The organism is Cupriavidus malaysiensis (assembly GCF_001854325.1).
GTDB lineage: Bacteria > Pseudomonadota > Gammaproteobacteria > Burkholderiales > Burkholderiaceae > Cupriavidus > Cupriavidus malaysiensis.
Window position 1 is genome coordinate 2,664,184 of record NZ_CP017754.1, and the last position, 24,029, is coordinate 2,688,212.

The 24,029-nt window shown below is 65.0% G+C and carries 27 protein-coding genes and 1 tRNA gene; 20 read left to right on the forward strand and 8 right to left on the reverse strand.

Going from position 1 to position 24,029, the window contains the following annotated elements:
* Nucleotides 1-98 precede the first annotated feature (98 nt).
* Nucleotides 99-956: a 23S rRNA (adenine(2030)-N(6))-methyltransferase RlmJ gene (locus BKK80_RS11705; protein ID WP_071012923.1), complete on the forward strand. Its 858-nt coding sequence runs from the start codon at nucleotides 99-101 to the stop codon at nucleotides 954-956.
* Nucleotides 957-1,054: 98 nt separating this feature from the next.
* Here the strand turns inward: BKK80_RS11705 and BKK80_RS11710 are convergent, their stop codons facing one another.
* Nucleotides 1,055-1,420, reverse strand: a complete 366-nt coding sequence (locus BKK80_RS11710; RefSeq protein WP_071012924.1) for a VanZ family protein — start codon at nucleotides 1,418-1,420, stop codon at nucleotides 1,055-1,057.
* A 236-nt stretch (nucleotides 1,421-1,656) separates the two neighbouring features.
* Here BKK80_RS11710 and BKK80_RS11715 point away from each other — a divergent pair, with 236 nt between their 5' ends.
* The 5 genes from BKK80_RS11715 (at nucleotide 1,657) to BKK80_RS11735 (ending at nucleotide 4,964) form a co-directional block, all read left to right on the forward strand.
* Nucleotides 1,657-1,920, forward strand: coding sequence for a hypothetical protein (locus BKK80_RS11715; RefSeq protein ID WP_071069508.1), 264 nt, complete (start codon nucleotides 1,657-1,659; stop codon nucleotides 1,918-1,920).
* Between the two features lie 2 nt (nucleotides 1,921-1,922).
* A complete protein-coding gene (locus tag BKK80_RS11720) occupies nucleotides 1,923-2,183 on the forward strand; it encodes a hypothetical protein (protein WP_071069510.1) in 261 nt (86 codons plus the stop codon).
* Nucleotides 2,184-2,470: 287 nt separating this feature from the next.
* Nucleotides 2,471-2,998: a metal-dependent hydrolase gene (locus tag BKK80_RS11725; protein ID WP_071016382.1), complete on the forward strand. Its 528-nt coding sequence runs from the start codon at nucleotides 2,471-2,473 to the stop codon at nucleotides 2,996-2,998.
* Nucleotides 2,999-3,770: 772 nt separating this feature from the next.
* The gene (locus BKK80_RS11730; protein ID WP_157903207.1) at nucleotides 3,771-4,604 is read left to right on the forward strand and encodes a hypothetical protein; all 834 of its coding nucleotides are present in this window, start codon (nucleotides 3,771-3,773) and stop codon (nucleotides 4,602-4,604) included.
* A 168-nt stretch (nucleotides 4,605-4,772) separates the two neighbouring features.
* Entirely contained in the window at nucleotides 4,773-4,964 is a 192-nt protein-coding gene (locus tag BKK80_RS11735; RefSeq protein ID WP_071012931.1) for a hypothetical protein, read from the forward strand.
* A gap of 120 nt (nucleotides 4,965-5,084) precedes the next feature.
* On the opposite strand, the gene BKK80_RS11740 is transcribed toward BKK80_RS11735, so the two are convergent.
* Entirely contained in the window at nucleotides 5,085-5,381 is a 297-nt protein-coding gene (locus BKK80_RS11740) for a hypothetical protein (protein ID WP_071012933.1), read from the reverse strand.
* A 340-nt stretch (nucleotides 5,382-5,721) separates the two neighbouring features.
* Between BKK80_RS11740 and chrA the strand changes: the two genes are divergently transcribed.
* From chrA to BKK80_RS11755, 5 genes are all read left to right on the forward strand, one after another.
* The gene (chrA, locus tag BKK80_RS11745) at nucleotides 5,722-6,963 is read left to right on the forward strand and encodes a chromate efflux transporter (protein ID WP_071012934.1); all 1,242 of its coding nucleotides are present in this window, start codon (nucleotides 5,722-5,724) and stop codon (nucleotides 6,961-6,963) included.
* Nucleotides 6,964-7,074: 111 nt separating this feature from the next.
* Nucleotides 7,075-7,695: a class I SAM-dependent methyltransferase gene (locus BKK80_RS11750; protein ID WP_071016384.1), complete on the forward strand. Its 621-nt coding sequence runs from the start codon at nucleotides 7,075-7,077 to the stop codon at nucleotides 7,693-7,695.
* 188 nt (nucleotides 7,696-7,883) lie between these two features.
* Nucleotides 7,884-8,051 carry a hypothetical protein gene (locus BKK80_RS36385; protein ID WP_157128339.1) on the forward strand — a complete coding sequence of 56 codons (168 nt, stop codon included), beginning with the start codon at nucleotides 7,884-7,886 and terminating at the stop codon, nucleotides 8,049-8,051.
* Nucleotides 8,052-8,835: 784 nt separating this feature from the next.
* Nucleotides 8,836-9,009 (forward strand): hypothetical protein, encoded by a 174-nt coding sequence (locus tag BKK80_RS36390; protein WP_156811237.1) that lies wholly within the window; start codon nucleotides 8,836-8,838, stop codon nucleotides 9,007-9,009.
* Nucleotides 9,010-9,504: 495 nt separating this feature from the next.
* Entirely contained in the window at nucleotides 9,505-10,644 is a 1,140-nt protein-coding gene (locus BKK80_RS11755; RefSeq protein WP_071069514.1) for a hypothetical protein, read from the forward strand.
* 108 nt (nucleotides 10,645-10,752) lie between these two features.
* Here BKK80_RS11755 and BKK80_RS11760 read toward each other — a convergent pair whose 3' ends face one another.
* The 4 genes from BKK80_RS11760 to BKK80_RS37980 form a co-directional block, all read right to left on the reverse strand.
* Entirely contained in the window at nucleotides 10,753-11,025 is a 273-nt protein-coding gene (locus tag BKK80_RS11760) for a hypothetical protein (RefSeq protein WP_071012938.1), read from the reverse strand.
* Between the two features lie 56 nt (nucleotides 11,026-11,081).
* On the reverse strand, nucleotides 11,082-11,336 hold the full coding sequence (locus tag BKK80_RS11765; protein WP_071012940.1) for a DUF1488 family protein: 255 nt from the start codon (nucleotides 11,334-11,336) through the stop codon (nucleotides 11,082-11,084).
* Nucleotides 11,337-11,757: 421 nt separating this feature from the next.
* Nucleotides 11,758-11,976 carry a hypothetical protein gene (locus tag BKK80_RS37975; protein ID WP_156811240.1) on the reverse strand — a complete coding sequence of 73 codons (219 nt, stop codon included), beginning with the start codon at nucleotides 11,974-11,976 and terminating at the stop codon, nucleotides 11,758-11,760.
* Between the two features lie 159 nt (nucleotides 11,977-12,135).
* Nucleotides 12,136-12,339, reverse strand: a complete 204-nt coding sequence (locus BKK80_RS37980) for a hypothetical protein (protein WP_071012944.1) — start codon at nucleotides 12,337-12,339, stop codon at nucleotides 12,136-12,138.
* Nucleotides 12,340-12,585: 246 nt separating this feature from the next.
* Here BKK80_RS37980 and BKK80_RS37070 point away from each other — a divergent pair, with 246 nt between their 5' ends.
* The 5 genes from BKK80_RS37070 to BKK80_RS11790 all read left to right on the forward strand — a co-directional run bounded on the left by BKK80_RS37070 (nucleotide 12,586) and on the right by BKK80_RS11790 (nucleotide 17,935).
* Complete coding sequence (locus tag BKK80_RS37070; protein WP_167366674.1) at nucleotides 12,586-12,738, forward strand: hypothetical protein; 153 nt, start codon at nucleotides 12,586-12,588, stop codon at nucleotides 12,736-12,738.
* A gap of 12 nt (nucleotides 12,739-12,750) precedes the next feature.
* Nucleotides 12,751-12,963 (forward strand): GDCCVxC domain-containing (seleno)protein, encoded by a 213-nt coding sequence (locus tag BKK80_RS37395; RefSeq protein WP_071012946.1) that lies wholly within the window; start codon nucleotides 12,751-12,753, stop codon nucleotides 12,961-12,963.
* Between the two features lie 217 nt (nucleotides 12,964-13,180).
* Nucleotides 13,181-13,474, forward strand: coding sequence for a hypothetical protein (locus BKK80_RS36400; protein ID WP_156811242.1), 294 nt, complete (start codon nucleotides 13,181-13,183; stop codon nucleotides 13,472-13,474).
* Between the two features lie 760 nt (nucleotides 13,475-14,234).
* Nucleotides 14,235-14,549, forward strand: coding sequence for a hypothetical protein (locus BKK80_RS11785; RefSeq protein WP_071012947.1), 315 nt, complete (start codon nucleotides 14,235-14,237; stop codon nucleotides 14,547-14,549).
* A gap of 428 nt (nucleotides 14,550-14,977) precedes the next feature.
* Nucleotides 14,978-17,935, forward strand: a complete 2,958-nt coding sequence (locus BKK80_RS11790) for a CheR family methyltransferase (RefSeq protein WP_071070803.1) — start codon at nucleotides 14,978-14,980, stop codon at nucleotides 17,933-17,935.
* A 213-nt stretch (nucleotides 17,936-18,148) separates the two neighbouring features.
* Here BKK80_RS11790 and BKK80_RS11795 read toward each other — a convergent pair.
* Nucleotides 18,149-18,235: transfer RNA gene (locus BKK80_RS11795), tRNA-Leu, on the reverse strand.
* A gap of 236 nt (nucleotides 18,236-18,471) precedes the next feature.
* Here BKK80_RS11795 and BKK80_RS36405 point away from each other — a divergent pair.
* On the forward strand, nucleotides 18,472-18,756 hold the full coding sequence (locus BKK80_RS36405; protein ID WP_071069518.1) for a hypothetical protein: 285 nt from the start codon (nucleotides 18,472-18,474) through the stop codon (nucleotides 18,754-18,756).
* A gap of 194 nt (nucleotides 18,757-18,950) precedes the next feature.
* Entirely contained in the window at nucleotides 18,951-19,778 is an 828-nt protein-coding gene (locus tag BKK80_RS11805) for an IclR family transcriptional regulator (protein WP_071012951.1), read from the forward strand.
* Between the two features lie 96 nt (nucleotides 19,779-19,874).
* Here the strand turns inward: BKK80_RS11805 and BKK80_RS11810 are convergent, their stop codons facing one another.
* Complete coding sequence (locus BKK80_RS11810; RefSeq protein WP_071012953.1) at nucleotides 19,875-21,122, reverse strand: Zn-dependent hydrolase; 1,248 nt, start codon at nucleotides 21,120-21,122, stop codon at nucleotides 19,875-19,877.
* A 162-nt stretch (nucleotides 21,123-21,284) separates the two neighbouring features.
* Between BKK80_RS11810 and BKK80_RS11815 the strand changes: the two genes are divergently transcribed.
* Both BKK80_RS11815 and BKK80_RS11820 read left to right on the forward strand, forming a co-directional pair.
* Nucleotides 21,285-22,961: an ABC transporter substrate-binding protein gene (locus BKK80_RS11815; RefSeq protein WP_071069521.1), complete on the forward strand. Its 1,677-nt coding sequence runs from the start codon at nucleotides 21,285-21,287 to the stop codon at nucleotides 22,959-22,961.
* Between the two features lie 93 nt (nucleotides 22,962-23,054).
* Nucleotides 23,055-24,005: an ABC transporter permease gene (locus BKK80_RS11820; protein ID WP_071069523.1), complete on the forward strand. Its 951-nt coding sequence runs from the start codon at nucleotides 23,055-23,057 to the stop codon at nucleotides 24,003-24,005.
* Nucleotides 24,006-24,029: the final 24 nt, after the last annotated feature.

Consider the following 24,029-nt stretch of genomic DNA (forward strand, 5'->3'; position numbering starts at 1 on the left):
CCCGAGGCGGACTTCGGGCATACCTGGGGCGGGCCGGATGGTAGCATAGCGCCCTTCCCAGGCATTTCACCGCGCCGGCCGTGCAGGCGCCCCACCCCATGCTCAGCTATCGACACGCCTTCCACGCCGGCAATCATGCCGACGTCCTCAAGCACGCCACCGTGGTGCAGTTGCTCGACCACCTGACGCAAAAGGACAAGGCGTTCTGGTACATCGACACCCATGCCGGCGCCGGGCTCTACGCACTCGACCACGCCTACGCCCAGAAGCGGGCCGAGTACGCCACCGGCATCGCCCCCATCTGGGAAGCCGCCGCCGGCGGTACCGCCTTGCCCGCCCTGCTGGACGACTACCTCGAACAGGTGCGCGCGCTGAACCCGGACGGCACGCTGCGCCACTACCCCGGTTCGCCGTGGCTGGCCTGGCAGATGCTGCGCGAGCAGGACCGCCTGCGCCTGTTCGAACTGCACAGCACCGAGATCCAGGTCCTGCGCGACAATTTCCGCGGCGCCGGGCGCCGGGTCATGCTCTACGACGGTGACGGCTTCGGCGGCATCAAGGCCATCCTGCCGCCGCCGCCGCGCCGCGCGCTGGTGCTGATCGACCCCTCCTACGAGGACAAGCAGGATTACGCCCGCACCGTCCAGACCCTCAAGGACGGCATCGAGCGCTTCGCCACCGGGGTCTATGCCATCTGGTACCCGCAGGTGCAGCGCCGCGAATCGCTGCAACTGCCCGTCCAGCTCAAGCAGTTGCCGCTCAAGAGCTGGCTGCACGTCACGCTGACGGTCAAGCACCCGGTCGAGGGCGGCCTCGGGCTGCACGGCAGCGGTATGTTCATCGTCAATCCGCCATGGCGCCTCGAAGCCACGCTGCGCGAGGCGATGCCGATGCTGTCCGGCCTGCTCGCGCAGGACGACGGCGCCGGCTTCCTGATCGAATCGCACGAAGCCTGAGCCCGGCCGGCGGGGGCACAGCGCAGGCGCGGCCCTCGCTCAGCTCCCTCCGCGCGCCGCCAGGCGCCGACGGAGCAGCGCCGGCACGCGCCCGGCCCTCAGGCCCGCCTTTCGGCCGGCCACATGCGCGCCACGGCCAGTCCGGCGCCGAATCCCAGCGCCAGTCCCACGGCATCGGCCAGCAAGTCTAGCCACTCAGCCGAGCGGTAGCCGGTGAAGGATTGCAGGATCTCGATCAGCCCCCCGAACGCGAGCAGGCCAAGCCAGACCCGGCCCGGCCATGCCGGGTACGCGCGCCATCCTGTCAGCATCAACACCGCGAAGCCCAGCATATGGTTGGATTTGTCCCAGCCGGTAGTGGGCACATACGGCTCGGGCGGGATCAGCGAAAGGACCAGCACGGCCAGCACGCAGGGCCAGAAGAGGCAGCGCCAGAGACGCGGCGCGCGCGGGGACAGCGGCATGGGTCGAACTCCGGAGGAAGGCGCGGACGGACGCCGATTGTAGCGACAACACCACCGCAGGGATGCCGCTGGCCGGCCCATCCCCTCCTCGGCGGGACACCGACATCCTTTCCGGCAGCAGGACTTCCCTGCCGCATGCGCGCCAGCTATACTGTATATTCATACAGTATTCATCGCCTTCGACGATCCGTCGCCTGACCTGCCCTGGCCCGCCGCCAGCCCCGCCGAGGAACGCCATGCGCCCAGAACCTGCCAACTGCTCGCTCTGCAAGTCCGCCGCCGAACGCATGCGCAAACGCGGGCCGGCCGGCTTTGTCTACACCTGCCCGGCTTGCGGCAGCTTCGAAATGGGTAATGCGGCGCTGCGCCAGGCGGCCAGCCTCGGCGGCGCACTCCAGGCCGACCTGCGCCGCTTGCGCCAGTACGGCTATCGGCCGCGGATCGACTTCAACAGCCGGGACGGCATGCGCATCAGCCCGGCCGACACCTCACGGAACTGAACATGGTGCAATTCGCGGTCGATGCCATCTCGCTGGAATCCGATCCGATCGGCGGCCACGCCGAGTCGCTCCGCCTGCCCTGCGCGGCGGTCTGCGTGACAGGGGGCGTGCTGCTGGTGAACGGGCTGCACACCAGCCTCCTTGCGCAACTGCCATGGCCCCCCGACTACCTGTCCTTCGAGGCCGGCGGCGAACGTCATCGCTTTCCGGTTGCGCGGCCCGCGATCACCGGCCCCAGGGCCGCGCGCTTTCCCATTCTTTGAGTCCGAAACCAACCCCCGGTCCTCGCCAGGCCCCCTCCTTCTGAGTCGGCCAAGGGGTGGCCGAACACATCGCATGCCTGGTCACCCTCGAACGCTTGCAGCCAGCCAACGCCGTCTGCCACGGCCACCCGCGCGGCGAGCCGGCATCCGCGGCGCAACCAGCCTGGCGGACGGGGGCGCTGCTTCCCCCGCTGCTTCCCCTGCTGCGCGCCCCCTGCTACTTCCCATTTCCGCGCGGGCCGGCGACCATCGCGCCCCCTCTTTCCATTGACCTGCACCGCAACAACATGGCCTCGAACAAAGCCCACCACGCGACCGGATGGGCTGCAGGCCTGATCGCCGCAGCGCTGGTCGCTCATGCTGGCACGGCCGGCCCCCAGGGACTCCGGGCCGGCCTGGCGCTGTTCGGCGCGATCGCCGGCGGCACGGCTCCGGATTGGCTCGAGGTGGCCTGGTGGTCGCGTTCGCGCCGGCTGTGGATCACGCATCGGACCCTGACTCACTGGGGCATCGGCTGGGCCGCTGCGTGCGCCTGGGCCTACCATTCGCTGGCCGCACATCCCGTCGCCGCACTGGGCTTCGGCTTCGCCTGCGGTGGACTGATGCACCTGCTGGCCGACTGGCCGAATCCCCGTGGCGTACCCTGGATCTACGGCAGGCACTCGCTCAAGCTCTGGAACAGCGGCCGCTGCGACCTGATCGTTATTGCAGCTGCATGGCTGGCCGCCGCCGCGGTCGCCGACCACGTCTGGTTCCACGGTATCCATAGCCGCTGGCTTGTCGACGTGGTACGCGCCGGGCGCCCGATTTCCTGAGCAGGCAACGCGCACCTTGCGGCGGCATGCGCAGGCGTCTGCCGGCATCCATGCCCAGAGCACGACGACGCCCCCCCTCCCGAGGATACCGGGCGCATGACTCACGACACGATTCGGGTATCCGGGCCTCGCTAAGGGGCAGCTGAGGGGCAGCTGAGGGGCAGCTAAGGGGCAGCTGAGGGGGCAACCAAGGGGCCCCTGCTCCCGACCCGGATCTCCCCCGAGAACCAGGTTCCTGACCCTTCCCCGGGTTATGGCAGCCCTGGCAAAAATCCCTCTGCGCAAACCCCGGCACCGTATGTGCCGCCATATTGTCTGCCCATCCCGCACACATGCCGATCGAATATCGAAAGAGAAGCCATTTATTTCCCAGCCATCCTTTCAGGATAAAAACCCCACCAACGAAGGGCATTACTACGCCGCTCACGGGATTCCCACAGCCCCGCCCGTGACAAGGCAGCACAGCCGGACCAACAAGGACTAAAATCGCCGTTTTCCAGTTGCCATTGCCCTCGGTCCGATGCGTTGGCTTGTCGACGCCGGCGTTCCCGCCAGTCAGGTCATTTCGCGCACAGGATTGGTACGCCGCGGGGAAATGGATTATCCAGGCCGCACGTCGCGGAGACATGCACACGATCGGGCGCTCACGCTGTTCGGCAAAATATACTCCCGCCGGAAAGACGGCGCCGGCCCCAATGGGTAATGCGCAGCGGATGGCATCGAAATCAGAACAAGCAACGGAAGCTGAAACAGCGAGGGAAGCACAATGCATGTGAAGTACCTGATGATTACCATCGCCGCCGCGACTGTGACGGCCTGCGGGGGCGGGGGCGATTCCGGCTCCCTGTCATCCCTGGTCTCGCAACCGACGACCCCGACCCCGGCTCCCACGCCGACGCCCACACCGACACCGAGCCAGGTACCACAGAGTGCGGCCGAGGGGATCTGGATCGGCACGACCAATACCAACCGTACCGTCAACGGCGTGGTACTCAACGATGGCAGCTACTATCTCTTCTATTCGCCAGCCGGGCAGCCGGGGCAGATCGGCGGCGTCATCCAGGGCAGCGGCACGGCCAAGGGCGGCAGCTATGCTTCCGGAGATGGCCGCGACTTCAACCTGGCGGCGAACACCTTGACCGCACTCAGCCTGTCGAGCAGTTACCAGGAGCAGAAGACGCTCGCTGGCATGGTCACCTACGTCGCGGCGGGCGGCCCCACGGAGACGCTGACAACGGTCTACAGTTCCATGTACGAGGCGAAGCCGGCACTCTCCGCTCTCGCCGGCCAGTATTCGGTCCAGATCGGCGTGCTCGGCACCGTCGGCACGGCGACGCTCGCCGTGGGCAGCGACGGCTCCCTGGTCGGCTCGAGCGCCAGTATCAGCACCAGCACCAGCAATAGCTGCGGCATCTCCGGTACGTTGGCACCACGCGATCGGGGCAACGCCTACGATGCAACCATCGTGTTCGACGTCAATTGCGCCTACCCCACGCAGACCACGAAGGGAGCCGCCTATTTCGATGCTTCCAGCAAGCGCCTCTATGTGGTTACGGTGAACAACGAACGCACCCGCGCCGCAGCGATCGTCGGTACCAGACCCTGATGCCCCGCCTCACCATGCATTGACATGGGCTCAAGGCACGGGTCTCTTACGCCCGGCACGCCCGACGCCCTTCGCCATAGACGATGGCAAGAGGCAATGCGCCCGCCCTAACGTAGAATTCGCGCCGGAGAATCGCCGGCGCGAATGTGTCACGCTACGGAGGCCTCTATGAGCGTCACCTTGAAATTCTGGTCAGAGGACGGCGAAGTCGCGGCCGTCGATGTGCCGCCTGCGGAACTGGCCACGCAACTGAATCCAAGCCCGACGGGAACCACCGTCGCGCAACCGCCGGCCCACCGGTCGCAGCCGGAACGCTGGACCATGCCGGACGAACCGGACCACCTGGGCGATTTCGCGTAGCACGATACCTCATCGGATACGCTGCCTTGGGGACAGCGCGGCACAGGCGCCGCAGGAGAAGGGGCCTCCATCACGGGCCCATAGCGCGCCCTGCAGCGCGGGCCGCCCCTTCAGGGCTGCTCAGGCATCCGCCAGCCGCGAGGCGAACTGCCGCGTGATCATTTCCACGCCGAGATCGAGCAGCATCGACGCATCGGAATCATCACCGATCGACGCCACGCTGACCAGCCGGAAGGACAAGACTGTCATCGTGTACTTCTGCCGGTACACATCCGCATAGGACTTCAACTGATGCAGGGCGTCGTTGAGGGGCAGCAAGGTGGCATATGCCGCCAGCCGTGCGCGCGAACTGACGAAGCTGTTCGCATTGGGTTCTGTCCGGGTCGACAGTGTTTCCTCAAGTGTCAACAGCAGCATCGCAACCTCTCTCACCCTCATACCCGGCGGACAGACACGGCAACCGATCGGCCTGCAGGCCGCCTGTAGGCATATCGGAGCGCGGATTGCCCGGCCGCGGCAGGAAACCGTCATCTGCGGCAGCCGCGCGGACGACCATGTCGGGATCATACGCCGCCGATAACTGCCCGCCACCCTGCCCGAGCAGGCCACCCGATCCGAGCGGCGGCAGACCCGCCCGGGGCTTGCGCCTCGCGCGGGGATCATGCGCTCCATGCGCCACGGCATGGAAACCGGATAGAATCGGCGCCGGGCCGTTCGCCGAACAGCCCGCCCCCACCAGCCGGACTCGCACCCTGATATGTTGCCGCCAGCCAGCGCAGCGCCCACCACCCGACCGCATGGCACCGCCGGCGAAATCCTGGCCGTGTTTCTCAAACTGGGCCTGACTTCCTTCGGCGGGCCGGTCGCCCACCTCGGCTACTTCCGCCGCGAATTCGTCGAGCGACGCCAGTGGCTGAGCGACGAGGCGTTCACCGACCTGGTCGGACTGTGCCAATTCCTGCCCGGGCCAGCCAGCAGCCAGGTCGGCTTCTCGATCGGCATGCTGCGCGCCGGCTGGCTCGGAGGGCTGGCCGCCTGGTGCGGCTTCACGGTGCCTTCCATCCTGCTCCTGCTTGCGTTCGCCGCCATCGCGCCGGGACTCGGCGGAGCGCTCGGCCAAGGCCTGATCCACGGCCTCAAGCTGGCCGCGGTGGCCGTCGTTGCGCAAGCCGTCTGGGACATGGCGCGCAAACTGTGCCCCGATCACCGTCGGGCGGCCATCGCGCTCAGCGCCATCCTGCTCCTCAGCGTGCTGACAACGGTCTACGCGCAGGTCATCGCCATCGGTGCCGGGGCCGTGCTGGGACTGCTGCTGTGCCGGCGTACCGATGGCGCCGGCATGGGTGCGCCTGCATCACCCGCGCCAGGCGGCCCGCTCTCGCGCCGGACCGGAATCCTGGCGCTGGCACTGTTCTGCGCACTACTGATGCTGGGCACCGCGCCGCTGCTCGGCCAGCAATTCGGCCGCGCGGCCGAAGTCTTCGACGCGTTCTACCGCTCGGGCGCATTGGTATTCGGCGGTGGCCACGTCGTACTGCCGCTGCTGCAGAACGAAACCGTGGCCACGGGCTGGGTGTCGTCAAGCGATTTCCTGGCCGGCTACGGCGCGGCGCAGGCGGTGCCCGGTCCCCTGTTCACCTTTGCCGCCTACCTGGGCTGGATGATGGCCGAACCGCCGCACCACCTGGCCGGTGCCGCGCTCGCAACGGCCGGCATCTTCCTGCCCGGCCTGCTGCTCGTGCTGGCGGCCTTGCCCTTCTGGCACACGCTGCGTGCCCGACCGGTGGCCGCGGCCATGATGCGTGGCGTCAATGCCGCCGTGGTCGGTCTGCTGGCCAGCGCACTCTATTCCCCGGTGTGGACCAGTGCGGTGCATACTCAACCGGATTTTGCCGCCGCCGCGATAGCCTTTGTGCTGCTCACCCGCTGGAAGGCACCGCCCCTGGTGGTGGTCCTGCTGTGCGCGCTGGCCGGCATCGCCCCGGCGGCGGTGGGCTGAGGCGAAAATCCGCCGGCTGCCGCCGGCACCGTACGCAGGCCAGGCCACGCTGCCAGTCCACGGATGGCCGCGATGAACTCACAAGCAACCGGCATGGGCGGCATGGACGACATGAACAGCAAGAAGCACTGGGAAGCGGTCTATGGCAGCAAGAGCGCCGACGCGGTCAGTTGGTATGCGCCGCATCTGCAGACCTCCCTGCGCTACATCCAGCGCGCCGCGCCCGACCGCCACAGCCGCATCATCGATATCGGCGGCGGCGAGGCCACGCTGGTCGACGACCTGCTCGCCGCGGGATATGAGAATCTCGCCGTGCTCGACCTGTCGGAAACGGCACTCGCGGCAACCCGGCTACGCCTCGGCACGGCGGCCGCAGCGGTGCAATGGCTCGCTGCGGATGTGCTCGAATCCGACTTCGCCCCGGATTCGCTCGATGTCTGGCATGACCGCGCCGTCTTCCACTTCCTGACCACCGACTTGCAGCGCCGGCGCTACGTCCAGCAGGTGCTCAAGGCCCTGCGCGTCGGCGGCCATGCGATCGTCGCCACGTTCGGGCCGGACGGTCCGCTCCAGTGCAGCGGCCTGGACGTTGCGAGGTATGCGCCGGAGCAGTTGCATGGAACCTTCGGTGCGCCATTCCAGTTGATGGACAGCACCACCGAGATCCATACCACCCCCTGGGGCGCCCCCCAGCAGTTCACCTACTGCTTCTGCCGCATGCAGGAGCGCTGACCGGCATCGGGCCCGAGCCATGGCAACAGCGGGCGGTGCGCCAGCGGTGCCATACCCCCGGCCGACCGCGTGCGGACCAGATCCGCCACCTTTGTTTGCAGAAGCAGACGCCGAAAACAGCCATACTTTTCCAATATGCCGACGCCGCACGGCATGTACGATTCACTAAAACGAATTCGGGAAAGTCCATGCCCTACATCAAAGCGGCAGCCTGCCTGCTCGCCTGCGTAGTGGTCAGCCTGGTCCTGGCCGACCGCTATCCCCAGTATGACGATGCCCTCGCCCTGGCGGGCCTTGCGTCCGGTCTCGCGCTCGCGGGCCGCGCGGTCTTCCGCGGCACCCGCAAAGCCAGCTGATTTCCCCTTCCCTGGCCGGGCTCCCGGCCTATCCGGGCGCTGAGCGCCGGCTCCTGCGCTGAGCCGGCCCACCTGCCCGGCGCGCCTCGCGACCCGTTTCCGCGACCTCCCTGCCCGTCCTTTCCGCACGTTTCGCGGCTCGCCGAGAATCAGCTCGACGTTCATTGCCCTCACTCGCAAACGCTAAGCCGGGCAGCCGGCCTGCCTGCCACCCCGGCGCGCCACGACGCCACATTCCCCTGCGTACTGCCTGCCGCCTTGGGCGCCAGCGCGAATTCACCTCCCGAGCCCATGGCGAAGACGATGCGTCAACCACGAAAGAATTGCGAAAGTCACGTGTCAAAAATATTTCATTAAGTTTTACTTATATCTGTGTTCAAATCATCTAAAGCAGCGTTGCTGCACTCCCAAGCGCGCCTATTGCGCAAGGCTGGCCGGCAACCATGCCAGCCAGCCCCCTTTTCCTCCCAACCCCACATTCGAGGTAATACGGAAAAGGCGTTGGAGAATCGATACACAGCTCGCCGCGCCTCCACGATCCGACATGACTGTGCTCTACTTGGCATGCGCAGGCCGCTATGCGCACTCCTTGTACGCCGGGCAACCGAGCCATTCCGTTGTCCGGCGTCTTCCTCCCTCGCGCTGGCGCCGCCCACCGGCCGCATCGGTATCACCGCCCTCCAGTCAGAGAAACAGAGGCCGATTTCCCCTTCATTTCCCCGGCTCGGCGACCGCACCTCGGGCGTAGGATCCGTATCATGATCGTGCTCCTCGAGGAAACTGCATGCCGCACCTCAAGGCTCTTGCCACCCTGTCTGGCTGCCTGACGCTCGCCATGCTGATGGCGCAGCGGTTCCCCCAATATGCCGACGGCATGGGCCTGGCCGGCATCACCCTTGGCCTCGGACTCGCCGGACGCCTCATTTTCCAAAGCCCGGACAGGACCATCGATCCTTGATGGCCGGCCTGCCCCGACCGGGCGATCCTTCGCCTGTCGGGGCCTCCCCGCTTTTCCGCACCGCCCGCGCACGCTCAGCCTGACGCAGCACAGGCCTGCCCGCGCCTGGCGCCGCCTCTCCGCGCCGCGCCATCCCGCCAAAACCTCTCCCCGGCGAAAAGCCACCATTTCAGCACAATGCCGGACCATGCATCCCACGGCCGGTAGCGTCCGCATGCGTCCAGACCCCGCCCAGGGCGCAACGCCTCGGCAGCCGCGATAACGCCTCGCCAATCGACACGCACGTAGTCGTGCAATGGCTCAATGGCTCAATGGCTCAATGGCGCAATCGCAAGCACACCCGCCCGCCCGACGTGCCGACAGCGAATTACGGCATTAATGTCTCATCCATAAGACGTATATTCATATTATCTGAATAATCATGCATTTTGACATTTTTAGCATATTAAACAGGACACCACCAATACGGACGTCGCCACCGCCACCTACCGCACCGTGGCCCAGCTCGACTTCTCCACCGGCAAGCTCGCCTTCACCCATACCAACGCCTATAGCGGCAACAACGGGCGTGCGGCGGTCCTCGCCGGTGGCATGTACTACATGGTGGGCAACGCCGGCAACTCGGGCAAGAATCCCAAGCCGACCACCGCACAGCTCGACATGCTGAGCATGAGTACCGGTGTACAGAGCATTGCGGCCGGCAGCACGTGCGCCTTCACGCAAGTGATCGGCACCTTCCAGTCCGGATCGGGCACCGGCACCTACACGGCCGCGCCGGCCGGTACCGCTTGCTCGCTGGCAAGCCTCGGCACCATCGCCGGCGGCAGTCCGACCGGCGACCAGTTCGGCTTCACCATCGCCAGCCTGCCGACCACGCCGGCCACCGCAGCCGACAAGACCGGCAAGGATGTCAATCTGCGCGGCCTCTATGTCGGCCCGGACGGCACCATGTACGTGTCCAAGGGCAGCGGCGGTAATGGCGTGAACACGGTCTACCAGGTCGGCGCGGCAGGCGTGCTCGCCAACGGCGGCAAGCTGCCGCAGAACGCGGCCATCAGCATCCTGCCAGGCTTCCCCACCACCCTGGCGACGAACCTGCCGGCCAGCATCACCTCGGCGAGCCAGGTCACCGGCACGATGTATCCGTTCGGCATGTGGATGCCGTCGAGCAACACGTCACTGATGTTCGTTGCGGATGAGGGTGATGCCGTCGTCGGCGACCAGCAGATCGGCAGCGGCGGCCTCTGGGTCTACCAGAAGCAGAGCGGCATCTGGACGCCGATCGCCCACCTGACGGCCGGCCTGAATCTCGGCACCGCCTACACCGTCACCGATGCCAAGGGCACGTATGGCACCGCCGGCGCCAGCTACACCACCACGCCGGACGGGCTGCGCAACCTGACCGGCCAGGTCAACAGCGACGGCTCCTTCACCCTGTACGCGACGACCTCCACGATCGGCAACAGCCTGGGCTCAAAGTTCGACGCGGGCGCCGACTCGAACCAACTCGTCAAGATCACGGTATCCGTCAACGGTTCGACCGTGACGGCGAGCGGAAGCGGCTTCAGCGTGATGCAAACCGCGCCGTACGGCCAGGTCCTGCGCGGCGTGGCACTGGTGCCGAGCGCCTCCTAGGCGACAAAGCGCACCTGATACGGTGGCGGGCCATTGCCGGACGGCCCGCCATCCTGTGGCGCGCAGCCAGCAGCTTTGGCTTGGCCTGGCGACCCTGCGTCGCCCACCTCAATCCTCAGTCGCTGCCGCCGGCGGGTCCGTCACGACGTGATAGGCATCCGCAGCCGTCTCGACGATCCCCGTCATCACGCACAGCAGGTCTTCATCGACCGCACCGTCAGCGCGGACACCGGTCGCGGTCGCGGCCCCGGCACCGGGCGGGTCGAAGGCAAAGACCACCACCGAGGCCAGGTCGGGACACTCCCGCAGGCGGGCGTTCAGCTCGTCCAGGTACTGCTGCCTGGTCAGCGGCGTGCGCAGGTCCATCGGGGGGAAGCTCATGAGGAAGCTCAGGCGAGCTTATGGGGAAGCTTGTGCGGAACCGCCAGAAGGAAAACTCAGAAGTCCCAGCTATTGAGCGCCACATCGCCGGACGCATCCGCCGCCCACTTCTGCCTGGCGGCCTCCAGGATGCGGTCGCGATGGGCGTGGAAAACGTCGATCGGCCGGCCGATCTGTCCCTGCGTCAGGGCGTCCAGGGCCGAACGCGAGACGAAGCCTCGTCCGGCAGCAGCGCCTGCGCGGATAGCAAAAATGACCTGCTCGCCGTCTTCGGACAAGCTGGCGGTGTGGATGTCGAATACGGCCGACATAGGCGTCTCCGGTTGGGTGAGCGATGCATGCTAGCACGAAGCCGGATTCCACCCTGCCCCACGTCGGCATGGAATCAGGTGCCTTGCGATCCACGCCCCGTCGCCACGCCAGCGCATACGCCCCCGAAGCTCAGGGCAGTTCCAGTCCTCCTCCGGCCTGCGGCCTCGCTCAGCTTCGGCGGCCGAAGAACTGAAGCACAAGGGAAGCACACCTGCAAGACGGGCTTCCGTCCGCCCGCTGCGATGGGGTATCGGATGAGAGCAAGCACTGTACTGCCGTGACCGCCGGGCGGCTTTTCGCCGCTCGGTAGCCACGGAAGCATGAAGACACACCTCGGACCGACCTTTCAAGAGCGCGCCTGCCTTGCCCGACGCGCCCATCGAGGTGGCACGCGCCAAGTGGATGATGCGCAAGGTCAGCTCAGTAGCGATCGCGCTGATGCTGGTCGTCGCGATCACGATCGTGATCGTCGCCGTACCCGCGATGCTCACCTCGATCACCTCGATCACCTCGATCACCTCGATCGCGATCACGCTCGCGGTAGGCGGGATCGCCACGATGCTCGTCACCATATGGCGCAACGACGCAGCCGCTCATCAGCACCGTGGAGGCAGCCAGCAACACAAGAATGAACCGCATGGATCCCTCCCTCTTCGCCATGATCTTTTTCTAGCCTATGCACGGAGTTGCCGGCTAGCTGTAAGCAATCGTTTCCGACCGCTTCCGACCAAGCGGGTTGTCCGTCAACGCCCCACCGCGCGTCAATGGCGGCGGACGAGCGCGACCGATGCCGGCCGGTCAGCAGTTCCCCTTCTTGGCCTGGCCCGGCGGGCAGAACGACTCATTGCCGTACGGGTCGACCCGGCAATTGCCCTTCTTCGCCTGGCCGGGCGGGCACCCCGGGCCAGGGCCGCCACCGCGGTAGCCGTCGTCGTAGGGTGCAACAACGCAGCCGCCAAGCAGCGCGCTGCAGGTGATCAGCAAAGCCAGTCCCTTGCGCATCGATCTCTCCTGTTGTGGGGATTTTGTGCGGCCAAGCATATCCGGACCGGTTCCGAGAATCTGTAATGAATGGTGAACGCGACGCCAGCGGTGCTCCGCATCGATCTGAAGCATCGATCCTGACGCATCGCACAGACAGTGCTCTTGCATACCGAGAGGCACCCGCCCTGTTCAGCATCGTTCAAGCGCGGCATCGTTCAAGCGCCGGCATACAGTACGATACCGCGAAACAACTCAGGGAAAATCATGCGTTACGTCAAGGCAATTGCCATCCTGCTCGTCTGCATCCTGCTGGCCGGACTGCTCTCCCGGCAGTGGCCCCACCTGAGCCCGATCCTGGTGATGGTCGGCGTGGCAGCCGGATTCGCCCTGGCGGCCCGCGAAGTCAGGCGCGAGTGAAGTGAGACAGCCATGAGCAACGTCATTCTCGAGTCGCTACTGACCTGCCCGCACTGCGGCTTTTCCCGGCGCGAGACCATGCCGACGGACGCCTGCCAGTTCTTCTACCAGTGCCAGGGCTGTGGCGTCGTGCTACAGCCAGAGCGAGGGGACTGCTGCGTCTTCTGCTCATTCGGGACGGTGAAATGCCCGCCCGTCCAGCAGCAGCGCGAATGCTGCAGATAACGAAGTTGGCGCAGCAATAACCCACGCCAACGGTCAGCGAGTTGGAGGGACGCCCCGTTTATAGGCTTAGCGAAGAAATCTCGCCACGCTATGCCGAGATCACCTCCGCTCGAGGTCCCGGTATGGGTTTCCAACCGGACAAGCCCGCAAGAAAGGAGACAGTTTTCTCGCGAACCGAATCGGTCCCAGGTGCAGGAATCCAGGAAAGGAGACTCGCATGAACCATAGATTGACAATCGGCATAGTGGCCGCAGCCTTGATGACCTGTCTCGCCCTGACCGCGCATGCACGCGGCGGAGGCATGGGCGGCGGCATGGGCAGTGGCGAAAGAATGGGCGGGGAGCCAGGTGGACAATCCAGTAGCCACATGAGCAACACGGGCCAGCGCAATACGAACGGTCAGGAATCCCTGGATCGTGACAAAGGCAAAGCACGCGCGGAAGACCGATCGGGATCGCATCATGCGAACCAATCCGGCAATCGTCATCCCCAGCGCAACAAGAAGCACTAGGTGGCGTTCGCTCTCGCATGCAGGGGGGAACAAAGAACAGCCATCCCACCACGTACGGTCGTGCCTTCGCCCCGACTTGCCGATCGCGCACCTTGCGCAGGGCCATCCGCCAATCATGCGATCGCCCCCTTTCCACAACACGACGTTACACAACGCCGAAACAGCTTGAGCACAATCCGGCGAGGAATGAGGACACGGCCGGCCCTATCCTGCAAGGGCAGCGTTCCGCCGCGTGCTTCGAATACGGAATTCCCCGCCAGCCAGCCTCCCTCCATGGCCGGCGTCCTTTTGCCTTCATTCTGTCTGCCGTCACTCGCCACGGCTGCCCCAGGACCGGCTCGATCGACAGGGGGGGGCACCACGACACACTTTCGCCACAACTTTCCGCGCAGGCGCCGCTAGACTGCACTCGTCAACGCTTGCGCTCTTGCGCGGGGCTGGTCGCCAGACAGCCGGCCAGCCCTCTTTTTTCCCATACCCGAGACGGTGTCACCACGCAGGGGGGATCCTCCAGAATACCTGCAGCGCGGCCAACTCGACGTCCATCAGTTGTCACACCGGACAGGGGTTGACGTGCCAGCCGGGCACAGCCATAAGCGCGGTGATCCCCTCGATGCTTGGGCTTCCCAGCGCACTCTTCCGCCTCGACCGGCAGCCTCGCAATCGGCAGCACCCCGCGCAGCACCTATGTGGTACCTCCCCTCTCCTGTGAAACAATCGAGAACTCTCAACTTCACAAGAGCCGATCACCGGGGAATTCATGGACAACTCACAGCTTCAAGTCCTGCGGGAAACCCTCGAGCACCTGCTCGACAGGGTCAACGAACTGGAGCAGCAGAACAAAGCCTGGCGCACGGCGTTCAATCTGCTTCTGGCACGGTCCGATCTGGCCGAGCTATCGATTCACGACCTGTTCGAAACTCATGAGCACCGCGATCAACTCGCTGCCAGGGCCAGGCAGAACGCCACGGACCTGCTCGACACGCGCGCCGAGCAGCCGAATCCGGAATACGAGCAATACCTGACGCTATCGCTGGCAGGGCTGCTCGAAGCCGCGGGAGAGCCGCCGCGCTGAGCGGAAATCCACGCACCTCACTCATATAGACGATCCCGGACGAGATCGGGCAGGCCACGACGATCTCGCCTGATCTCACCGCCTCGGCACAATCCATCTCCGTGGCATCCCCATAGCCAATTCCCCCCTCCCCTTGAAGAGAAGCGTATCGAATTTGGTACGCTGATTTTTTGTGGAGCCTACGCTTCCCGGAGATTTCGCTGCACGACGGGAAGCGACCTTCCGCCCCCCAATCGCCATTCCATTTTCGCCCCAGAACCTGAGGGCGGCAGATATGGAACTAAACAGCGAAGCGGCTCGCCAAACTCATGCAGGCCGTCTTGGCAATCCTCTGCCTAGACGATCGAGAAGGATATAGCCGCCCGAGTCGTGCAGACTTCCGCACATATTCTGCCGGCGCCCGATCCGCACCCATGTTGGGGGCCATCATGACTGACTTGCCGACGAGCCGTCCGACGGCCGCTATCGCGCCGAGAATTGTAGCAATAGGGGCATCTGCCGGAGGTATCACGGCTCTGCAGAAATTGTGCGAAACGCTACCGCTCGATATCCCCTTTGCAATCGTCGTGCTGCAGCATCTACCCCCGGCGAATTCCAGCATGCTGCCCACGCTGATCTCCCGCTGGACAGCAATACCGGTCCGTATCGCTACCGATGGATCCCGGCCAGACACCAATTGCATCTACATTCCGTCGCCAGAACACATTCTGACGTTGGAGCACGGAGTCTTTCGAACAAGAGCCGCCGATGGGGGCGGCCGCCGACCAGGCATCGATTCCATCGACGCCTTTCTCGAAAGCGTGGCGCGATGCCCCGGGCCATTCCCGATCGCCGTGATTCTTTCTGGCACCGGCATGGACGGAACGGCGGGAGCCGTGCGCATTCGGCAAGCTGATGGGGTCGTGATTGTCCAAGACCCGCTTACAGCCCTGCACGATAGCATGCCAAACGCCGTCATACAGCGGGGTATCCACGACCACATTCTCCCGGTCAGCGCCATCGCACAGCAGATATTGATGTGCATCGAGCCGGAATACAAGCGACCGTCCACATCGATCGACTGGCCGAACGACGTCAGTAAAACCCTGGACCGAATCATCTGCTCAATCCGGAGACAATCTGGTTTCGACCTCAGCGGCTACAAACCTTCACCTTTGTTCTGGCGCATCCAACAGCGCATGGATGCCCGGCGGGTATGGACTTTCGCAGATTATTCGTCTCTCATCGAAGATGATCCGATCGAGCTTGAAACGCTCAGCCGATCGCTTCCGATTCATGTGACCGAATTTTTCCGCGATCATGATGCATGGATAGTACTAAAAAGAGATGTCCTTCCGGATCTCTTCCATGCCGCTAAGAAATTCCAGCCGATACGCGCATGGAGCGCTGCGTGCTCCACAGGTGAAGAGGCCTACTCCATTGCGATGCTTCTCGATGAGGTGTCGCAGGAGAGCAATGGCCAGGCAGACTATACGGTGTTTGCCACGGACGTCGCACCGGAGATTCTGGCACGCGCCGGTCGCGGGCTGTTTCACGAGAGTTCCCTTGCCGGCGTGTCCCTTGCGCGTCGCGCCGCCTATTTCTACGCGGTGGACCAACAGTTCCGCATCAAGCGACCATTACGTGAGCGAATGGTTTTTGCTCCGCACAACCTCATCCTGGATCCGCCTTTTGGTGGCATCGATTTCGTGACATGCCGGAACCTATTGATCTATTTGGAGCGGGAAAAGGTTGACCATGTGCTTGCCGCCCTGTTTTCTTCCCTCAGGATCGGCGGCTATCTCTTTCTTGGAAAAGGTGAATCATATCACCTGAATAATCTAGGATTCGAGGTCATCTCCCCCAAATGGAATATCTTCCGCAAAACCTCATTGCATTTCGGAACGAGTATAGCAAGACTTCCTACCAGACCGACCACGACCACTGCAAACCTTGCCGCAGGAGAACAACGGATTGCACTAGAGCAAGCTGGCCTCCCGTCAGCACTAATCGATGAAGCAGGATCCATTCTGAGGCTTTACGGGAATACAGCTGGCATCCTGAGCCTTCCTGCCGGTGAGCCCACGCACAATATCTTCCAACTTGTCTCCAGGAACTCAAGCCTGAGATTAAAAATCGCGGTGCAGCAGGCTTTCTCTGATCATGAGCCCATGAACCTGATCGACCTTGACCGCCGACCACAAGATCCAGCCTCAGTTGGTGTGCGCTTGACGCCACTGCAAAATCCAGCTGGAGCGTGGAATAGGATGTTCATTACATTCCTTCCCGAGGAAGGAATTCTCGACAAGCCGCAAGCACCTGACGCGCCCTCCGGCGAGGCCGATGGGCAATACTACCCTGAGGCTTCCGAGCGGTGGCGCGATGATGACGCACGGATAACCCGCGAGGAATTGGAGGCATCCCGGGAGGAATTGCAAGCATTAAACGAAGAGTTGAGAGCATCCAATTCACAACTCAACGCCAGCAACGAGGAGCTCAACGAGTCGAACTACCAGTTGCGCGAAAAAATCGACCAGTTAAACATGCAGAACCGCGTGCTTTTTTCCGGGGAAGTCATGACTCTTTTCCTGGACCGTGACCTGAGGATACGCTGGTTCACACCCGCCATGCAATCCGTTTTTAAATTGGCACACTCAGATATCGGTCGAAAAATCTCCGATCTCGTGTCAATATTTGACGATCCGGCCTTCTACCCCGACATCCAAGACGTGCTCCATGCCACGGAGTCGCGAGAAATCGTTGTTGCAAGCCGCGACCCGAAAAAATATTTCTCCAGACGAATTCACCCCTACCAATCCGTCCCAGGAAGAATTACTGGTGTCGCCGTGACATTCTCCGACGTCACAGATCGAACGATCATCGAACTCAAGTTGCGACAACGCGAGATATGGCTCAATGCACAGATGTCAGCTTTCGAGCTCGCGATGACCAATGCGCCAATCGAGCATTCCCTTGGACTGCTAATCAGCGCGCTGGCAGATGGAACCGAAGATGATCGGCGATGCGCCTTTTACATCGCACAGGGAGATGGCTTGAGACATGTGGTTGGCATGCCCGACGAATACGCGAAGTGCGTGAATGGATTCCTGATTGCCGAGGAATCGCTCGCATGCGGGCTGGCAGTTGCGACGGGGAAGTCGGTGATTACACGAGACATCATGATCGAGCCACGCTGGAAACCATGGATCTGGCTGGCAAAGAGATTCGGGTATCGAGGCTGCTGGTCTTTCCCCGTTATGGAAACCGGTGGGACCCCACTCGGCTCGCTCGCCATGTACTTTGCGGAGCCCCGCGAGCCGACGCCGATCGACCTCGAACTCGCGTCGTTATTCACGAAGACTGCGGCAATCATCATTGCCAGACATCAGCAAACAAGACTTCAATGACGTAGTGCCTTGGTGTCGACAGGTGCGCGGCCATCACAGCATCGGCTGCGGTGGGCGTTCTCAGGAAAATCCCCGGGACAAGCGCTTCGATTATTGCGCGTAAAAGTACCCAATTGCTGGGTGCTGGAAGGGTATGCCCGCCCCGGTGGTCTCGCTGCGCAGGAGATTGCGGAAATTTATTGGGAGGAGACGAGAAGAGCCTTATAAGGCAGTTGGTGCGAGGGAGGGGACTCGAACCCCTACACCATTGCTGGCGTCAGGACCTAAACCTGGTGCGTCTACCAATTTCGCCACCCTCGCGGTCCATGGGCGCGGCCCGGGCGGGCCTGCGCTTGCTCGTCACTGGCTGTGCAGCCCCGGCAAACAAAAAAGGCGGCTGGTACTGCCCGCCCTCTCCTGCTGCCTGGCCCGGAGTGTGGTCCGGGCGGCCGACTTGCCGTGCGCCGGTAGCGCAACGAGGCAGCGGATTGTAGCGCAAGCGCGCGCCTGAATCCAGTCCCCGGGGCGCCGGTGCCAGCGCTCGGTTCTGCCGGCGGATGCAGGCCAGTACCAGCACGGTGGCGGGCGGCTTGACGCCGACGGCGGCGAGTTCGTCGATGTGGTGCTGGACGGGCGGCGGCATCGCGGCCGGTCCAGCCGGCGACGATGAATTGCCGGACGTCGAGGGCGAGCGCGCCCTCGCCGGCTGCCTGGAACTGCAGTGTCGGCATAGCTGCTACCTGTTACGGGGGAGGAAGGTCGGTCACATCGTCCGGATGATGTTCTTCCGGAATTCGTCGATGTGTTCGCGGATGGCCTTCGGCACCGCGCGGCGAAAATGATGGCGATGCATGTTCCCAGCGACATTTCGGGCAGGTATGATTAACGCCGAGCCAAAGGTATCGATAAACGATATGTACATATCTTGGTGCAATACGGCCTGCCCATGGTGCAGCAGCTCCCGCGGATGGTGCGATGCCCCGGCCCCGGCCCCGCACCAGCGGCCGCGCAACGGCCCGAACCGACCCGTGACGAGATGACCTCCCTGCCGCCCGCCTCCCCTCGAACCGCGCGCGCCGACGCAGCGTCGGACGCCGAGCGTCCCGATCCGCTCTTCAACCAATCGCTGGAAAAAGGCCTGGAAGTGCTGCGCGCTTTCGGCGCCGCGCACCGCACGCTGACGCTGCCGGAACTGGCCGCGCTGACCGGCATGACCAAGAGTTCGGCACAGCGCACCGTGCATACGCTGGAATGCCTCGGCTACATGGCCAAGCATCCGCAGACGCGGCGCTTCCGGCTGACCCCCAAGGTGATGGAGATCGGCTTCAACTATCTCGCCGCGGATCCGCTGATCGCCGCGGCCAGCCCCTACCTGTCGCAGCTCGCGCGCGACAGCGGCGAAACGGCCAACCTGACCGAACCGGTGGGCCTGGAGATGGTCTATGTGGCGCAGCTGATGACATCGAAGTACATCCCGGTGCTGACCCCGGTGGGCATGCGCATCCCGATGTACTGCACGAGTTCCGGACGGGCCTACTTGAGCACGCTGCCAGACGCCGAGGCCATTACGCTGCTGGAGCGCTCCCAGCGCGTGGCGCGCACGCCCGCCACGCTGACCGAGGTACAGGCCATCCTGGCGCGCGTGCAGTCGTGCCGCCAGTTCGGCTTTGCCGTCAACGAAGAGGAGCTGTTCCTCGGCGACATGGGGCTGGCCGCGCCCATCGTCGATCGCCAGGGAATGGCGGTGGGCGCCGTGCACGTGTCACCGCCGGCCAGCCGCTGGACCATGGCCGAGGCGCAGCGCAAGCTGGCGCCGCTGGTCATCGAATGCGCGCGGGCGATCTCGCTGTCCCTGGCGCACTGAGGCGGGCCGGGTGCCCGCAAGACAAAGCAAAGCGGCCTGCAAACCAGGCCGCCCCACCAGTGTTGCGCATGGCCGGCGCCAACGCGCCGGCCAACTTCATCGCGCGTGTTCCAGCATCGCCTGCAACAGCACGTCGGCGCCGGCGGCGATGTGCTCGGGCATGGCGTCTTCCAGCTCGTTGTGGCTGATGCCGTCTTTGCAGGGCACGAAGATCATGCCGGTCGGCGCGCGCTGCGCCACATAGACCGCGTCGTGCCCGGCGCCGCTGACCACGTCCATATGCGGCAAGCCGAGCGAGGCGGCCGCGCGGCGCACACTGTCGACGCAGGCCGGCGCAAAGGCACAGGGTTCGAACTTCACCACCTGGCGGATCTCCACCTCCACCCGCGCGTGCTCGGCGATGCCGGCGAAGGCCGCGCGCATCGCCGCGTCCATGCGGTCCAGGCCGTCGTGGCTCAGGTTGCGCAGGTCCACCGAGAACTCGACGCGGCCGGGAATCACATTGCGCGAATTGGGCGAGACCTGCAGATAGCCGACCGTGCCGCGCCCATGCGGCGCCTCGGACACGGCGATGCGGTTGACCGCATCGACCATGCGCGCCGCCGCCAGCAGGGCGTCGTGGCGCAAGGCCAGCGGCGTGGGGCCCGCGTGCGCATCCATGCCGGTCACGGTCACGTCATACCATTGCTGGCCCAGCGCACCGGACACCACGCCGATCGGCAGGCCGGCCGCTTCCAGCACCGGGCCCTGCTCGATATGGGCCTCGAAGTAGGCCGCGAACATGCCGCCCGGCACCTCTCCCACCGGGTGGGTGCCGCGGTAGCCGATCGCCTCCAGCGCCGCGCCCACGCTGACGCCGTCGCGGTCGGTCTGGGCATGCACGAAGTCCGGCGCGAACAGGCCGGCAAAGGCGCCCGAGCCCATCATCACCGGCGTGAAGCGCGTGCCCTCCTCGTTGGTCCAGAACACCAGTTCCAGCGGAGCGCGCGTCTCGATACCCAGGTCGTCGAGCGTGCGCATCACCTCCAGCCCTGCCAGCACGCCGAAGTTGCCGTCGAACTTGCCGCCGGAAGGCTGGGTGTCGATATGGCTGCCGGTCGCCACCGCGGGCGCGCCGGGGTCGGTGCCGGCACGGCGCGCGAAGACGTTGCCGACCGCATCCACGCGCACCGCCAGGCCGGCGTCGCGGCACCACTGCACGACCTGGTCGCGCCCGCGCTTGTCTTCCTCGGTCAGCGCGATGCGGCAGACGCCGCCCTTGGGCGTGGCGCCGATCCGGCCGAGGTCCATCAGCGATTGCCACAGGCGTCCGGCGTTGATGCGGGGAAGGTATTGCTGGTCCATGGTCACATGTCGGTTGGTTGAAACACGCTCGGCAACCTGCAAGAAGCAGACCAAGGCGGGGGCATCGCCGGGGGCTGCCCACCTTCGCCATGTGCTTCCGCCGACTGGCACGCCGCTTGCTTGGACGAAGGCGACCTCCCTTCCCACACAGGAGCTTCGCCAGTGAACCCCATCACGTCCCCTCTCGCGACTGGCCTGAAGGCCGCCGCCTCGGCCACCGCCCTCGCCGCCCTCACTGTCTTCACGCTGCCGGGCGCCGCGCATGCCGAGAAGGTACTGCGCATCGGCATGACCGCCGCCGACGTCCCGCGCACCCTGGGCCAGCCCGACCAGGGCTTCGAAGGCAACCGCTTCACGGGCATCCCGCTCTACGACAGCCTGACCGAATGGGACCTGTCGAAGAACAACGGCCCGAGCCTGCTGATTCCCGGCCTGGCCACGGAGTGGAAGGTCGACGCCAAGGACAAGACCAAGTGGATCTTCAAGCTGCGCCCCGGCGTGACCTTCCACGACGGCTCGCCCTTCAACGCCGACGCGGTGGTCTGGAACGTCAACAAGGTGCTCGACAAGAGCGCCCGGCAGTTCGATCCGAGCCAGGTCGGCGTCACCGTTTCGCGCATGCCGACGCTGCGCGCGGCCAGGAAGATCGACGACCTGACCGTCGAGCTGACCACCTCCGAGCCCGACTCCTTCCTGCCCTACAACCTGACCAACCTGTTCATGGCCTCGCCGGCGCAATGGGAGAAGAAGTTCGCGGCGGTGCCGGCCTCGGTCACCGAGCCGGTCGAGCGCGCCAAGCAGGCCTGGGTCGCCTTCGCCGCCGACGCGTCGGGCACCGGCCCCTTCCGCATGACGCGCTTCGTGCCGCGCGAGCGGCTCGAACTGGCGCGCAATGCCCACTACTGGGATGGCAAGCGCTTGCCGAAGATCGACAAGGTCGTGATGCTGCCGATGCCGGAAGCCAACGCGCGCACGGCCGCCCTGCTGTCCGGCCAGGTCGACTGGATCGAGGCGCCGGCCCCTGACGCCATCGCCCAGATCAAGAGCCGCGGCTTCGAGGTCTACGCCAACCAGCAGCCGCATGTGTGGCCGTGGCAGTTGTCCTTCGCGCCAGGCTCGCCCTGGCTCGACAAGCGCGTGCGCCAGGCCGCCAACCTGTGCGTGAACCGTTCCGGCCTGAAGACGCTGCTGGGCGGCTACATGGCCGACGCCACCGGCATCGTCGAGCCGGGCAATCCGTGGTGGGGCAATCCGTCCTTCCACATCAAGTACGACCCGGCCGCCGCGCGCAAGCTGATGCAGGAGGCCGGCTACACGGCCGCCAAGCCGGTCAAGGTCAAGGTCCAGGTGTCGGCGTCGGGTTCCGGCCAGATGCAACCGTTGCCGATGAACGAGTACATCCAGCAGAACCTGAAGGAGTGCTTCTTCGACGTCGACTTCGACGTGGTGGAGTGGAACACGCTCTTCACCAACTGGCGCATCGGCGCCAAGGACGCCAGCGCGCACGGCGCCAACGCCATCAACGTCAGCTTCGCCGCGATGGACCCCTTCTTCGCCATGGTCCGCTTCGTCAGCACCAAGACGCAGCCGCCCGTCTCGAACAACTGGGGCTTCTTCGGCAACGCCGAATTCGACAAGCTGATCGAGACCGCCCGCACTTCCTTCGACGCCAAGGGACGCGATACCGCGCTGGCCAGGCTGCACGCGCGCATCGTCGAGGAAGCGCCCTTCGTGCTGATCGCGCATGACGTCGGCCCGCGCGCCATCTCGAAGAAGGTCAAGGGCGTGGTGCAGCCGCAAAGCTGGTTCATCGACCTGGCCACCATGTCGATGGATTGACGAGGCTCCCCGCGGCGCCGCTGGCCGCGGCCCCGCGCAACCCGTGCAACCCGCGCCGGCGCCACCGTGCGCCGGCGCCCGCCGGCATTCATCATGATCTACCTGTTCCGCCGCCTGCTCTACACGCTGCCCATCCTGCTCGGGGTGGCCTTGCTGTGCTTCTCGCTGGTCCACTTCGCGCCCGGCGATCCGCTGGTGTCGGTGCTGCCGCCCGACGCCTCCGAAGAACTGCGCCGCCAGATCACCGCGCTGTACGGCTTCGACAAACCCTTCCTCGACCAATTCCTGCACTGGCTGCTGCGCGCGCTGCACGGCGACCTGGGCACCTCCATCGCCACCAGCCGCCCGGTGCTGGACGAAGTGTCGAAGGCGGTGGTCAATTCGATCCGGCTGGCCGCCGTGGCGACGCTGATCGGCTTCAGCCTCGGCTGCCTGTTCGGCTTCGTCGCCGGCTACCTGCGCGACACCGTGGCCGACCGCACCGCCTCGCTGCTGTCGGTGGTCGGCGTCAGCATGCCGCACTACTGGCTGGGCATGGTGCTGGTGATCGTGTTCTCCGTGCTGCTCGGCTGGCTGCCCGCCACCGGCGCCGGGCCCGACGGCTCGGGCGACTGGCGCTGGGACTGGGACCATCTGCAGTACATGCTGCTGCCGGCGCTGACCATGTCGGTGATCCCGATGGGCATCGTGGCGCGCACCATCCGCGCGCTGGTGGCCGAAATCCTCGCCAACGAATTCATCGTCGGCCTGCGCGCGCGCGGCCTGTCCGACCTGGCGGTGTTCCGCCACGTGCTGAAGAACGTGGCGCCGACCGCGCTGTCCGTGATGGGCCTGCAGCTCGGCTACCTGCTCGGCGGCTCCATCCTGATCGAGACCGTGTTCTCCTGGCCCGGCACCGGCTTCCTGCTCAACTCCGCCATCTTCCAGCGCGACTTTCCCCTGCTGCAGGGGACCATCCTGGTGCTGGCGGTGTTCTTCGTGCTGCTGAACCTGGTGGTCGACGCCCTGCAGACGCTGTTCGACCCGCGCATCCAGCGCAATTGAGAAAACCGAAAGGGCCAGGAGGGC

Bases quoted from the DNA above. Each gene is read 5' to 3' on its own strand.
- BKK80_RS11705 (WP_071012923.1), top strand. From the start codon at position 99: ATGCTCAGCTATCGACACGCCTTCCACGCCGGCAATCATGCCGACGTC.
- BKK80_RS11710 (WP_071012924.1), bottom strand. From the start codon at position 1,420: ATGCCGCTGTCCCCGCGCGCGCCGCGTCTCTGGCGCTGCCTCTTCTGG.
- BKK80_RS11715 (WP_071069508.1), top strand. From the start codon at position 1,657: ATGCGCCCAGAACCTGCCAACTGCTCGCTCTGCAAGTCCGCCGCCGAA.
- BKK80_RS11720 (WP_071069510.1), top strand. From the start codon at position 1,923: ATGGTGCAATTCGCGGTCGATGCCATCTCGCTGGAATCCGATCCGATC.
- BKK80_RS11725 (WP_071016382.1), top strand. From the start codon at position 2,471: ATGGCCTCGAACAAAGCCCACCACGCGACCGGATGGGCTGCAGGCCTG.
- BKK80_RS11735 (WP_071012931.1), top strand. From the start codon at position 4,773: ATGAGCGTCACCTTGAAATTCTGGTCAGAGGACGGCGAAGTCGCGGCC.
- BKK80_RS11740 (WP_071012933.1), bottom strand. From the start codon at position 5,381: ATGCTGCTGTTGACACTTGAGGAAACACTGTCGACCCGGACAGAACCC.
- chrA (WP_071012934.1), top strand. From the start codon at position 5,722: ATGTTGCCGCCAGCCAGCGCAGCGCCCACCACCCGACCGCATGGCACC.
- BKK80_RS11750 (WP_071016384.1), top strand. From the start codon at position 7,075: ATGAACAGCAAGAAGCACTGGGAAGCGGTCTATGGCAGCAAGAGCGCC.
- BKK80_RS36385 (WP_157128339.1), top strand. From the start codon at position 7,884: ATGCCCTACATCAAAGCGGCAGCCTGCCTGCTCGCCTGCGTAGTGGTC.
- BKK80_RS36390 (WP_156811237.1), top strand. From the start codon at position 8,836: ATGCCGCACCTCAAGGCTCTTGCCACCCTGTCTGGCTGCCTGACGCTC.
- BKK80_RS11760 (WP_071012938.1), bottom strand. From the start codon at position 11,025: ATGAGCTTCCCCCCGATGGACCTGCGCACGCCGCTGACCAGGCAGCAG.
- BKK80_RS11765 (WP_071012940.1), bottom strand. From the start codon at position 11,336: ATGTCGGCCGTATTCGACATCCACACCGCCAGCTTGTCCGAAGACGGC.
- BKK80_RS37975 (WP_156811240.1), bottom strand. From the start codon at position 11,976: ATGCGGTTCATTCTTGTGTTGCTGGCTGCCTCCACGGTGCTGATGAGC.
- BKK80_RS37980 (WP_071012944.1), bottom strand. From the start codon at position 12,339: ATGCGCAAGGGACTGGCTTTGCTGATCACCTGCAGCGCGCTGCTTGGC.
- BKK80_RS37070 (WP_167366674.1), top strand. From the start codon at position 12,586: ATGCGTTACGTCAAGGCAATTGCCATCCTGCTCGTCTGCATCCTGCTG.
- BKK80_RS37395 (WP_071012946.1), top strand. From the start codon at position 12,751: ATGAGCAACGTCATTCTCGAGTCGCTACTGACCTGCCCGCACTGCGGC.
- BKK80_RS36400 (WP_156811242.1), top strand. From the start codon at position 13,181: ATGAACCATAGATTGACAATCGGCATAGTGGCCGCAGCCTTGATGACC.
- BKK80_RS11785 (WP_071012947.1), top strand. From the start codon at position 14,235: ATGGACAACTCACAGCTTCAAGTCCTGCGGGAAACCCTCGAGCACCTG.
- BKK80_RS11790 (WP_071070803.1), top strand. From the start codon at position 14,978: ATGACTGACTTGCCGACGAGCCGTCCGACGGCCGCTATCGCGCCGAGA.
- BKK80_RS36405 (WP_071069518.1), top strand. From the start codon at position 18,472: ATGCAGGCCAGTACCAGCACGGTGGCGGGCGGCTTGACGCCGACGGCG.
- BKK80_RS11805 (WP_071012951.1), top strand. From the start codon at position 18,951: ATGACCTCCCTGCCGCCCGCCTCCCCTCGAACCGCGCGCGCCGACGCA.
- BKK80_RS11810 (WP_071012953.1), bottom strand. From the start codon at position 21,122: ATGGACCAGCAATACCTTCCCCGCATCAACGCCGGACGCCTGTGGCAA.
- BKK80_RS11820 (WP_071069523.1), top strand. From the start codon at position 23,055: ATGATCTACCTGTTCCGCCGCCTGCTCTACACGCTGCCCATCCTGCTC.